We start from the raw sequence: 12,767 nt of genomic DNA, 5'->3' as shown, positions 1-12,767 counted from the left end.
TCTTTTTCAGGTATATCAGATACTCGATATTGCCTTCTCTCCCCGTAATAGGGGATTGAATAAGTCCCTTTACCTCGAGGATGAGTTTCTCTGCCAGCTCCTTTATCTTTTCTAAAACTTTCCTCCTTTTGTTTTCCTCCTTAACGATCCCCCCTTTACCAACTTCACCTTTACCCACTTCAAACTGTGGTTTTATAAGGGCAATCATCTCACCGTTGTTTTTAACAAGATTAACCACAGGTGGAAGAACCTTCTCCAGAGAAATAAACGAGGTATCAATTACTGCAATATCGATCTTGTCTTTTATCAGAGAAGGGTCAATATATCGTATGTTAGTTCTCTCAATAGGGATAACACGAGGGTCATTCCTCAATCTCCATGCAATCTGCCCATAACCTACATCTACTGCATAGACCTTCTTTGCTCCAAAGGAAAGCAGACAGTCTGTGAATCCTCCTGTAGATGTACCTACATCTATCGCTATCTTTCCAGATACATCAATATTAAAAGATTCAATGGCTGATTGAAGTTTTATCCCTCCACGGCTAACATAAGGGTGCAAATTACCTCTGATTTCGATCGTTGTATCCAGAGGGAGAAATGTACCTGCCTTTGAAATTCTCATTCCATTAACAAAAACCTTCCCTTCCATAATAAGTGCCCGTGCTTTCTCTCTACTCTCAGCAAGTCCCTTCCCTACAAGGATTTTGTCAAGGCGTTCCTTCATTCTTTTAGTTAAACCCCTCCCCTTGGGGAGAGGATTAAGGTGAGGGGGTTAATCCGTCATGAGCCATTATTTTTAGTATCAAACGGCTAACAAAGACCTCACAGTATCAGCAATACACTCTACATTTAGCCCACACTTTTCTCTAAGAATCGCCTGGCTACCATGTGGGATAAGACAGTTCTCAAGACCCATTCTCTTAACAACCAGATTATTCATATGATTGTCTGCAAGCAATTCCAGCACAGCACTCCCGAATCCTCCTTCAAGCGCATGCTCTTCAACCGTTATTACTTTTCCTGTTTTTCTCGCAAAGTTTAATATAACTTCTTTATCCAACGGTTTTACAAAGCGGGCATTTATAACCGCCACACTTATACCTTCAGCCTCAAGTATCCTTGATGCCTCAAGAGATGGAATCACCATATTACCAATAGCAATTATCACCGCATCGCTTCCATCCTTAAGCATCTCTGCCCTGCCTATCTCAAGGGTCTTTGGTTCCTCATCCATTGTAACACCAACTGCCAACCCTCTCGGGTATCTCAAGGCAGTAGGTCCCTCGTGTAAAATTGCAGTCTTGAGCATGTGCTGAAGTTCATCTTCATCCTTTGGCGCCATTACTATCATGTTGGGCAGGTGTCTGAGATAAGCAATATCAAAAAGGCCATTATGGGTTGGTCCGTCGTCTCCTACAATACCTGCTCTGTCCATTGCAAATGTAACAGAGAGATTCTGTAGACATACATCATGAAGCACCTGGTCGTACGCCCTCTGAAGAAAGGTAGAGTATATAGCCACTACAGGTAACATACCTTCGGCTGAAAGCCCTGCAGCAAAAGTAACGGCATGTTGCTCTGCAATCCCGACATCAAAGAACCTCTCAGGAAATATCTTTGCAAATCTATCAAGACCCGTTCCTTCAGGCATCGCCGCTGTTATACCAATAATCCGGCTATCCTTTTTAGCAAGTTTTATTAAGGTATCACCGAACACCTCGCTATAAGAAGGTAGGTTATGTCTCTTTCTTGGTTCCCCTGTTTCTACCACAAAAGGGGATACACCATGGTATCTCGATGGATTATCCTCCGCTGGTTTATATCCCTTCCCTTTTTTGGTAAGTACATGAATGAGTATAGGTGAGTTCCATTTCTTAATATTCTCAAAGGTATCGATAAGGATATCAACACGATGCCCATCTATCGGACCGATATACTCAAATCCAAGTTCCTCAAAAAGCATACCTGGTGTGATGAGTCCTTTTATAGTATCTTCTGCAAGCTTTGCCACCTTAAGCATCGGCTCACCAACCATAGGTATGCTCTTAAGCAGTGATTCGGTCTTCTTTCTGATCCTTGTTGATATATCACCTGTCAAAATCCTGTTAAGGTAAGACGATAGGGCACCAACATTTGGTGAAATGGACATCTCATTGTCATTGAGTATAACTATAATATCCTTTTTTAGATGTCCTGTCTGGTTTAATCCTTCAAATGCTATACCTGCGGTCATCGCACCATCGCCAATAACTGCTAAGACCTTATGTGTTTCTCCTTTTCTATCTCTCGCCTCTGCGAGTCCGAGTGCTGCAGATATGGATGTGCTGCTATGTCCTGTCCCGAATATATCATAGGGGCTCTCCTCTCTTCTTGGAAAACCACTTATACCGTTATATTGACGGAGGGTTGAGAAACTATCTTTTCTGCCTGTCAGTAGTTTATGGGCATATGCCTGATGTCCTACATCCCATATCACCTTATCTTTCGGGAGGTCAAAAACATAATGGATGGCTATTGTTAATTCAACAACACCAAGATTTGATGCGAGGTGTCCTCCATTCTTTGAAACCACATCTATAATCCGTTCTCTAATCTCCTCAGCAATCTCATGTAGTTGATCCCTTGAGAGTCTTTTTAAGTCGTCAGGTAAATTTATAGAATCAAGTAATCCCATTTTTACCACCCCCGAATTATTTCCTGCGGTGTACTACAAACTCTGCAATCCCCCTCAACGGGTCAGCATAATCACCAAAGATACTTATAGCCTCTATTGCGGTATCCCTAAGTTCTTCAGCCTTGAGCTTGGAATCCTCAATTCCTATAACTGCCGGGTATGTCTTCTTATTTTTTGCTACATCACTACCTGTACTTTTCCCCATTTCCTCATCTATACCTTCTATATCGAGTATATCATCCGCAATCTGGAAAGCAAGTCCTATTGATTTTCCATAGGTTGTCAGTGCCTCCATCTGTGACTCATTGGCTTCTGATAGGATACCACCTACCCTCACTGACGCCCTTATAAGTGCACCTGTCTTGTGGGTATGGATATAATGTAGGGTATCAAAATCGATCTCCTTGCCTTCAGAGATTATATCTACCACCTGCCCTCCTACCATACCAAAATTTCCAGCAGCCTCGCTAATCTCACTGACTATTTCTATTACTCTATGGGGTGGAACATCACAGGTATACTCCTTATTAGAGAGAAGTAAAAAAGCCATCGTAAGTAATGCATCGCCAGCAAGTATAGCTATTGCCTCACCGAATACCTTGTGGTTTGTTGGAACTCCCCTTCTGTAGTCATCGTCATCTATAGCGGGTAAGTCATCGTGAATAAGGGAATATGTATGTATAAGCTCCATCGCAGACGCCACTGAGAGTAGTGATCTGTTTCTTGAGTCGCACGACTTTTCTTTCACAGCTTCAAATGCAGCGATGGTAAGAATAGGTCTCAGTCTTTTACCTCCTGCAAAAAGGCTATATCTGATAGAATTATGCAGGGCCTCGGGATAGCAGTTAGATGGTGGAATCACACTTTCAAGAAAGGTATCAATGAGGTTTTTTAGATCTTCGAGATAAGCCTTTATATCCATAAACTAATTATACCATAAAGCCGTACAAAATGTTTTCCATTCCACTGAAATTTTTTGAGACTATTTTGAATTCCTCCAGGTTTAGTTGTGCAGTCAACTCTTTAAGCATTCTTAAATCTGACAACCGTGGATTAAGTTTTACCTCATATACCCTTTTCTTATTGAGAATAAAGTCAATCTCTGCTCCACTTTTTCTCTGATAGTAATTAAGTTCGCCTTTAAGCCTGAGGTTTTGGAATATGCTATTTTCAAAGAGTCTTCCTGTATCAAGTTTTACAAAGTGATTTGCCAGTCCTGTATCACAGAGATAAACTTTTGGCATCTTTCTAATCTCAGAGCCTTTTCCAATGCTGAAAGGTCTTATAGTCTTGATAAAATAGGTGCCTTCCAGAAATGAAATATATTCACTCAGTGTGGGGCGTGAAATACCCATGTCACTTGCAATTTTTTGAACATCCAGTTTTGAACCTATCCGCTGCATCAAAAGCAGCATTAAATCACGAATCACCTTATTTTTGCGGAAATCTCCAAGCTGTAGGACTTCAAGTTGGAAAAAAGAGGTAAAGATATCTTCTAACGCCTTCTTCTTTTCTTCGATGCTTGTTTTTAAGACAACACCGGGAAATCCTCCAAAAGTCATATATTCATCATATAGTGTGGAGATTGTGTCAAAAGCAGACCTGGTTATATGTTGTGCATTCTCGGGTATCTTTAAAGGACTTTCTTTAAAGGCAAGAAATTCTCTAAAGGTTAAAGCGAAAAGCTCAAATATATATTTCCTTCCCGATAGTGACTCTGTAAAGAGATTTTTTAAATAAAAGCTCGCTGAGCCTGTTAAAAAAAACTTTACTTTATAGTGGTCAATAAAATATTTGACAACAGACGGCAGATTTTTCACAAACTGTATTTCATCTAAAAAGACAAAAGGCTTATGAGTAAAATCAATTCCCAGGAATTCAAATGATGCCCTAATTCTCTCATAATTTTCTTCCTCAAAGTATTTCCTGTTCAAGGGATTTTCGAGGTCTAAAAAGAGTTTGTTTTCCGCGGGAATTTCATTATATATACTCTTTAGGAGCGTAGTTTTACCTGTTCGCCGCATTCCGGTAATTATTATTGCCTCTGGTGAGTCAATATAGGCTTTAACTTCATTTAATATCAATCGCGGCTTAATCATAGATGCTATTTTACAAAAAGTAAGACTATTTGTCAAATAGAATTTACCAAAAGCCTGCCAGATCCTTCATGCCTGCCATTAAAGTATTGAGCATCCCTGAACGTTACATCATGCAGGCATTTTCCAATGGATTCCTCCCTTTATTGTTGTTTTATTTGTACCTCTTTGGGTTATATAGTGGGGATAATCTGGAACTACAACTCTTGCATTCCTTGTCAGATAACGCCCTGAACTGTGCGGTGGCTATCAGCCATCCGCTGGAGTGATAGGCAAAATATTTATGCGTATATCAGTTTATTGCCTTTTGGTTCGGGGATTGTATCGCCGAATTCCTTTGCTGTATCAATCCACAATTGAATTGCTTCTTTGGCATTTTTTAATGCCTTTTCAGGAGTTTCTCCATGAACCATACAGCCCGGTAGTTCAGGCACTTCTGCTATAAAAGCATTGTCTTCATTGCTCCAGTAAATAATAATCTCGTATTTATACATCAACAGTCCCTCCGAGTTTATACTTCACTATAACGTTTCTTACTTGTTTAACCTGATAAGGTAATACTCCTCTCATCTAAGTCGAATCATCGCAATTTTACCAATTTTTTGGAAAGATCTAAAATTTTTAATTGTTAATTCTCTATATGCATCACTCCGACTTGAGTTGAATCCTTTGTAAGTTCAATGCCTTTCCTGTCTTTGAATCTACTTCAAAGACAACACCCTCAAGCTGAACTGGACCTTTTGCCATCTCGAATCTCTTTGGCATAAAGGTGAGAAATTTATCTATAATCATATCCTTTTTTATCCCGATAACAGAGTATGCTGGGCCTGTCATACCTATATCAGTAATATAAGCAGTACCACGAGGCAATATCTTCTCATCAGCAGTCTGTATATGTGTATGTGTTCCGATTACCGCACTTACCTTCCCATCGAGGTGCCACCCCATAGCCACCTTCTCGGATGTTGCCTCAGCATGGAAGTCTACAATTATTACGGGGGTTATAGCTTTAAGCTCTGTTATTTTTTCTTCTGCCTTTCTAAAAGGACAATCTATCGGCAACATAAATACCCGTCCCATGAGATTTATAATTACTGCTTTTTCACCAAGAGATGTCTCTATTACGGCGCTGCCATTTCCTGGAACACCATCTGGATAATTTGCAGGTCTGAGTAACCGTTTTTCATTTGCAATACATGAAATCAGTTCCTTCTTATCCCATACATGATTACCCGTTGTAATCACATGAATACCCTGAGAAAATAGATCTTCAATAATCTTTGAAGTAAGACCGAATCCACCTGCTGCATTCTCTCCGTTAGCTATCACAAGATCAATATTATATCTGTCAATGATCTTATCCAGCCATTGGGAGACCGCCTTTCTCCCGGCCTCACCCACGATATCACCGATAAAAAATATCTTCATCTACTTTGCATACTCCACATATCTTAATTCCCTGATCACAGTCACCTTTATCTGCCCTGGATATGTAAGTTCACCTTCTATCTTCCGTGCTATATCCCTTGTTATCTGTGCAGAAAGGACATCCGAGACATCGTCAGGTTTTACCATTATCCTCAACTCTCTCCCAGCCTGTATGGCATAACACTTCTCAACACCTTTAAAGGATCTTGCAATTTCCTCGAGTTTCTCAAGCCGTTTGATATAGCTCTCGAGCGTTTCTTTTCTTACTCCAGGCCTTGATGCAGAGAGTGTATCCGCAGCAGACACAAGCACAGCCTCTATAGTTGCTGGTTCTGTATCCTCGTGATGAGATGCTATTGCATTTATTACCTTATGGTTCTCTCCGTATTTTTTTGCCAGGTCAGCACCTATCGCTGGATGTGAACCCTCTACCTCATAATCCATAGCTTTCCCAATATCGTGAAGAAGTCCTGCCCGTTTAGCGAGCTTTATATCTACCTTGAGTTCTCCTGCCATGATACCTGCAAGGTATGCAACCTCCCTTGAATGCACCAAGACATTCTGCCCGTAACTTGTTCTATACCTCAGTTTCCCCAGAAGTCTTACAATCTCATGGTGGATACCGTGAAGTGAAAGGTCAAATACAGCCTTTTCGCCCTCCTCTCTGATGTTGTCTTCTATCTCTTTCTTTACTTTCTCAACGATTTCTTCTATACGGGCAGGGTGGATTCTTCCATCAGAGATTAATCTTTCAAGTGCAATCCTCGCAATCTCTCTGCGTATGGAATCAAAACCGGATAGTATCACAGCCTCGGGTGTATCATCTATAATAAGGTCTATACCAGTAGTACTCTCAAGTGCCCTTATGTTCCTGCCCTCTCTACCTATTATACGTCCTTTCATCTCATCATTTGGTAGATTTACTACAGTAACCGTTGCATCGATTACATAATCACTTGAATATCTCTGGATTGCCTGTGCTATAATCTCCTTCGCCTTCTTATCGGCTACCTCCTTTGTCTCATCTTCCACCCTTTTTATCAACTTAGCTGCCTCAAATCTCGTCTCCTCCTCTATACGCCTCATCAGTTCATTCTTCGCATCTACAGAGTTCATGCCTGATATCTTTTCAAGCAGTTCCCTCTGTTCCTGAAGTATTTTCTTATAAGACTCCTCCTTCTCAACAATAGACCTTTCACGATTTAATATATCCCGTTCCTTCTTCATCAGTTCAGACTCCCTCTTATCAAGGATGTCTAACTTCTTATCGAGGTGTTCCTCTCTTTGAATGAACCGTTTTTCAAGATTAGTTAACTCAGCCCTTCTTTCTCTCGTCTCCTTTTCAAACTCAGCCTTTGCCTGATAGAGCCTGTCTTTTGCCTCGAGCACAGCCTCCTTCTTCTGAGCCTCAGCCTCTTTCTCAGCCTCATGGAGTATCCTCTTTGCTTTTTCTTCGGCGTCTTTTAACCTCGCTTTTATCTGTTCAATACGGAAGAACCAGCCGATGAAGAAACCAGCCGCCAATGCTAAAAGCACATAGATAATCATCATCGAATTTAACATCTTTTCCTCCAGTTCCCCTTCAGTCTGTTTTTAATCTCCTTTTCGTACCCTTCATCAGAGGGATTGTAATAATGTCTTTTCTCTGGCATATAACTCTGATTCACATGATGCCCTGGATAGTTATGAGGATATTTATACCCTATACCGGCACCAAGTCTTGTCGCACCCCTGTAATGTGAATCCTTAAGATGATCCGGTACCTGAAGCATCCTTCCTTCTTCGACATCTTTCATTGCCGATTCTATGGCGGTGTATGATGCATTGCTTTTAGGGGCTGTAGCTATATATATTGCAGCCTGCGCCAGTGGAATTCTACCTTCAGGCATACCGATGGACTCAACTGCATGAAATGCTGAAATAGCCAGAGAAAGGGCATTCGGATCAGCATTACCAACATCCTCTGATGCAGCAATTATCATCCTTCTTGCTATAAAAAGAGGGTCTTCACCTGCATATATCATCTTTGCAAGCCAGTAAATCGCCGCATCAGGGTCAGAACCCCTGAGACTTTTTATAAAGGCAGATATGGTGTCATAGTGTGCATCTTCATTATAGACTACAACCTTTTTCTGTATGGACTCTTCTGCAACCTTCTGGTCATAGATTATTACACCATTCTTATCTGGTCCTGTACTGAGTATGCCGATTTCAAGGGCATTAAGTGCCTTTCTTGCATCTCCCTCTGATGAGACAATAAGGTGTTCTATTGCCCTTTCCTCCATCTTGACCTTAAAATTTCCCATCCCTCTTTCCTTATCATTGAGTGCACGCTCGAGAATCACCCTTATATCTTGATGGCTGAGTGGCTTAAACTGGAAGATCTGTGACCTTGATGAGAGTGGAGGGATGATGGAAAAAAATGGATTATGTGTAGAAGCACCAATGAGGATGATATTACCTTCTTCTACATCTGGCAGAAGGGCATCTTGCTGAATCCTGTTAAATCTGTGTATCTCATCGATAAAAAGTATTGTCCTTCTTTTTGAATTGAACCACTGTCTTTTTGCCTCTGCGATCACCTCTCTGATATCAGCTATTCCTGAGGTAACAGCATTAATAAATATAAAAAATGCCTGTGTCTTCTTGGCTATAATATGTGCAAGAGCGGTCTTCCCTGTTCCAGGGGGACCATAGAATATTACAGATGATATTCTGTCTGCCTCGATTGCCCGTCTGAGAAGTTTACCATCTCCGAGTATATGTTCCTGCCCAACAAACTCCTCCATACTCCTTGGCTGCATCCTCCATGCAAGGGGTGCCTCTTTGTTTTCCTTATGAATGTCAAAAATGTCCATTGTTTTCCGTATGTCATTCCCGCGCAGGCGGGAATCCAGAAAAATAAAGCAAAAGACTGGATTCCTGCTTTCGCAGGAATGACAACTAACAAAAATTTACAAAATATTTAGATACCTTGCAGTCTTGCCATAGGATTCTTCAATTTTGAATTTTTAATTATATTTTAGATGGATGGAGCTGAGGGTCGGAAAAGTCGGATTAGCGTCGTGCGTCTACCTGTATCTGAAGTATAAACAGGTATCGGCATCAAATCTTTTCCATAGATGTTATAACAAACACCACTACGAGACAAAATAAGTGGTGAAATTATCTTTTTTATTGTTATTGACCCGGCTATTATCTCGATCATATTATCCATCCATCAATTTTATCATTATACCCCGCCTTTGCCGTGTAGATAAGAAATTAGACCCTGTCTATGACAGGTGGGTGCCCTGAAGATTGGATCAGGCTTCCCCGAAGGGCATGCTCACACCTTCTCTTACACGGGCTCCCAAGTCTTTGATTTGTCGGATCAAACTCTCTCACCTATCACGAACAAGGCAGGGAGCTTTTCGCTTTATTATATTTATAACAGATATTTTGCTTAACTTCAAGAAAAAAGTTACTTACTCCTCAATCAGGCTAAATATGTCCTTTGTCTTCTCATTTAATATGCTATCAAGCAACTCCTGTTCATTTTTTATCTTGAAGAGTTCATCTGTAATATTTATCGCTGTAAGTATGGCGAGCTTGAGCTGCGTAAGTCTTGGATTCAGTGTATGAAGTTCCTTCATCTTATTATCCACATACCTGCTGATAGTCTTTATATATTCCTCATCTGCCTCACCCTTTACTGTATAGCACTGACCGAGTATCGTTACCTCTGTGCTTACTATACCCATCTTTATATCTCCAGGGATTCTAATCTGTGTAATATCCCTTCAATCTTCTCTTTTATAATACCACGCTCTTTGAGTAATTCAGAGAGTTCTGCCTCATTCTTCTTTGCATGTAAAAGTTCTTGCAGGGTTTTTTCAAGTTCCTTTTTCTTTTTGAGAAGTTCTTCTTCTGTTGTCTTTAGTTTTGTCTCAAGTTCTGTATTCGTCTCCTTTAATTTCTTAACGACATCTATTAGTTTTGTTATACGTTCCCCAAGGATGTTTACCCTTTCTATATCCATATACCCTCCTCATTTTTCACTGTTCACTGTTCACTATTTTATCACCATGTATCCTCTTATATTCTGCATAACTCTTAAGGACATTCTTTACATAGTTTCTGGTCTCACTGTATGGTATCTCTTCAATGAATTCATCTGATGTTAAATTCCTGTTTTTATTTATCCACCTGACAACCGCCTCAGGTCCAGCATTATAACCTGCTATGCTGAAGATAAGGTCTCCTTTAAATCTTTCGAGAAGGTGCTTCAGGTACCATGTACCAAGTGTGATATTTATCCTCGGAATAAATAGACTCTGAATCTTAGACGCATTGTTCAAGCGAAGCTTCTTAGAAACCTCTACCCCTGTAAATGGCATAAGCTGCATAAGACCTATCGCACCTGATGGTGAGACTGCAGTTGGATCAAAACGACTCTCTTCCCTTATAACGCTTGCAACAAGATAAGGGTCTAAACCATTTTGCGTAGCGTAATGTCTGACCACCTCCCAGTAACCCAATGGGTATGCATATCTCCATATTTTTGTATCGTTTCCCCATGCTCTGAGGTTAAAGCCCCTTTCTATAATATTTATACCCTTTCTGTATTCCCCGAGCCTCAGGTAAATATCACCTGCCTCTTTGATCTGACCTTTATCTTTCAATCTACCTCTGAGGACATCGAGTTCTGCTGTAGCCTCCTCCCTAAGCCCTACCACAATTAGTTCCTCTATTTTAGGGAAGTATTTACCTTCTATTGAGATATTATTATCCTTTCCCCTCACTCCCCTGTCCTCTGTGCTCTGTCCTCTGTGCTCTACCCTGTAGCCATAAAATGTATAGGGAGCTATCTGTGTAAGTTTCTTATATGATGAGACGGCTGCCTCTCTATTTCCTATCTTCTCGTATATCCTCCCCTGCCAGTAGAGATATTGAGGGAGGTCTTTTGAATCAGGAAATTTAGCGATTAAATTCCCCATCACCTTTAACCCTTCATGGTATTTCCCCGAGAGATAATGAATCCACCCTATCATCCAGAGCGCCTTTTCTACCGTCTTTTCTTCTTTTGGATATTGTCTCAGTAATCTCATGAGTGTATCTTCAGACTTTACGCTATCTCCTTCTCTTCTGTAATGCTCTGCCATGAGGATGTACATCGCTGGAGAGAGCCTGCTGGTAGGATAAGCGGTTATGAGCTGTATCCCTGTATTTATAAACTTATCCTTATCCTCTTTCTTCTGGTAACATCTCGCAAGGTAATAAAGTGCCTCTGGAGCAGAGGCTTTATTTTGATTATCTTCGTATGTCCTTAACAGAAGAGGAATAGCATCATCACATCTCTTCATTCTAAACATCGTCATACCCATCCTCAACATTACCTGATCCTTTGCATAATAATCAGGAAACTTCTCAGATATATCCTTGAATTCAGCAAGTGCCTTGCTGTTGTTATTCAGATCATATAGTCTTTGAGCCCTTTTAAAAAGTTCATCTGCTGAGGGTTCTTTTATCTGTATGCCTTCTTTTACCAGCGTATCGCTCTCTCTCTTTGCCTCCTCTGCCTCAGGTGTCTCGGGATATTTGATATATAGTTGTTTGAAAACCTCAGATGCCTCAAGGGGGTTACCCTCTTTAATGAGACACCGTCCGATTTGAAGGTAAGCCAGTGTTAGCTTGTTATCTGTCATGCCATTGAGATACTTATTAAATGAAGCCCTTGCGGAGGCATAATCTCCTGATTCAAAAAGTAGAGAGGCTGCATTAAACCGCGCTTCTCTTACGAGGATGCTTCGGGGGTGACTTTCCTCTAACAGACGATAGGTATCTAATGCCCTGTGAAGACTTGTTCTTCGTTCTCCGTTTACTGTTGATTGTTCTCTGACCTCTTTACTGTAACTTTCGGCTATGTAAAAAAGTGCGTAATCAGAGAGTTCAGGATAGCCTTTAATAGACCACTTAAGGTAATCCCTTCCATCCTCGTATCTTCGTGTTTCAATATATAACTTTCCAAGCAAAAATACTGCTCTCTTACCCCATATATCATCAGAAATAGACTTTTCGATTATAACCTTCAGCCGTTCCTCTGCCTCCTTGAGATTACCATTTCTGTAATTGGTGACCGCTTCCATGAGCAGTTCCTCAGGAGCTATACCTACACCTCTGAGATCTCCCGAAATGGAATTTTTTTGAGTATCCTCTTGCTCAACCGCAACTACAGGAGAAGAAACAAGCAATATGCTGATTAAAAAAACACCGATTATCATCGTGGCTAAGATTTTACAGGAATAACCAGAGACATTTCAAGGGGAATATAGATTTTCTATAAGATTTTCTATTGGCTTTATTAAAATTTTTGGGTTGACTTCGTTATGACATATAAATATCATACATCCCAAAATGTTGCAGAATGAAAAGGTAGTGATGTAAAATAAAACAAAGGTAGACAACGAGGTTTATCCTCGTTGATTTGGTAGACAACGAGGTTTATCCTCGTTGATTTAGAAAAATTCAACGGACATAAAGTCCGTTGTCTACCAACATTATAAAGGAGGAGAAAAGGATGGAGA

Annotated in this window: 11 protein-coding genes and 1 other RNA gene; all 12 read right to left on the bottom strand. The window is 40.6% G+C overall.

Annotation, left to right across the window (positions count from 1 at the left end):
* Window positions 1-727, bottom strand: a 727-nt coding sequence (locus AB1488_08900) for a TlyA family RNA methyltransferase (protein MEW6410207.1), incomplete at its 3' end; no start/stop codon positions are given.
* A gap of 78 nt (window positions 728-805) precedes the next feature.
* The gene (dxs, locus tag AB1488_08895) at window positions 806-2,677 is read right to left on the bottom strand and encodes a 1-deoxy-D-xylulose-5-phosphate synthase (protein MEW6410206.1); all 1,872 of its coding nucleotides are present in this window, start codon (window positions 2,675-2,677) and stop codon (window positions 806-808) included.
* Between the two features lie 16 nt (window positions 2,678-2,693).
* Window positions 2,694-3,599, bottom strand: a complete 906-nt coding sequence (locus tag AB1488_08890; GenBank protein ID MEW6410205.1) for a polyprenyl synthetase family protein — start codon at window positions 3,597-3,599, stop codon at window positions 2,694-2,696.
* 7 nt (window positions 3,600-3,606) lie between these two features.
* Window positions 3,607-4,776: an ATP-binding protein gene (locus AB1488_08885; protein ID MEW6410204.1), complete on the bottom strand. Its 1,170-nt coding sequence runs from the start codon at window positions 4,774-4,776 to the stop codon at window positions 3,607-3,609.
* A 278-nt stretch (window positions 4,777-5,054) separates the two neighbouring features.
* Window positions 5,055-5,267, bottom strand: a complete 213-nt coding sequence (locus AB1488_08880) for a type II toxin-antitoxin system HicB family antitoxin (protein ID MEW6410203.1) — start codon at window positions 5,265-5,267, stop codon at window positions 5,055-5,057.
* A gap of 151 nt (window positions 5,268-5,418) precedes the next feature.
* The gene (locus AB1488_08875; protein ID MEW6410202.1) at window positions 5,419-6,201 is read right to left on the bottom strand and encodes a TIGR00282 family metallophosphoesterase; all 783 of its coding nucleotides are present in this window, start codon (window positions 6,199-6,201) and stop codon (window positions 5,419-5,421) included.
* Window positions 6,202-7,764 (bottom strand): ribonuclease Y, encoded by a 1,563-nt coding sequence (gene rny, locus AB1488_08870; GenBank protein ID MEW6410201.1) that lies wholly within the window; start codon window positions 7,762-7,764, stop codon window positions 6,202-6,204.
* On the bottom strand, window positions 7,758-9,059 hold the full coding sequence (locus tag AB1488_08865; GenBank protein MEW6410200.1) for a replication-associated recombination protein A: 1,302 nt from the start codon (window positions 9,057-9,059) through the stop codon (window positions 7,758-7,760). The genes rny and AB1488_08865 overlap by 7 nt, the downstream gene beginning before the upstream one ends.
* Before the next feature lie 374 nt (window positions 9,060-9,433).
* A non-coding RNA gene (gene ssrS / locus AB1488_08860) (6S RNA) lies at window positions 9,434-9,612 on the bottom strand.
* Window positions 9,613-9,668: 56 nt separating this feature from the next.
* Window positions 9,669-9,944, bottom strand: a complete 276-nt coding sequence (locus AB1488_08855; protein ID MEW6410199.1) for a cell division protein ZapA — start codon at window positions 9,942-9,944, stop codon at window positions 9,669-9,671.
* Between the two features lie 2 nt (window positions 9,945-9,946).
* Window positions 9,947-10,222 (bottom strand): hypothetical protein, encoded by a 276-nt coding sequence (locus AB1488_08850; GenBank protein ID MEW6410198.1) that lies wholly within the window; start codon window positions 10,220-10,222, stop codon window positions 9,947-9,949.
* 16 nt (window positions 10,223-10,238) lie between these two features.
* Entirely contained in the window at window positions 10,239-12,464 is a 2,226-nt protein-coding gene (locus AB1488_08845; GenBank protein MEW6410197.1) for a transglycosylase SLT domain-containing protein, read from the bottom strand.
* Window positions 12,465-12,767 lie beyond the last annotated feature (303 nt).

The sequence above is a fragment of the Nitrospirota bacterium genome (assembly GCA_040756155.1).
Lineage (GTDB): Bacteria > Nitrospirota > Thermodesulfovibrionia > JACRGW01 > JBFLZU01 > JBFLZU01.
The sequence above is the reverse complement of the archived record's forward strand: the minus strand, read 5'-3'. Positions and strand labels throughout refer to the sequence as shown.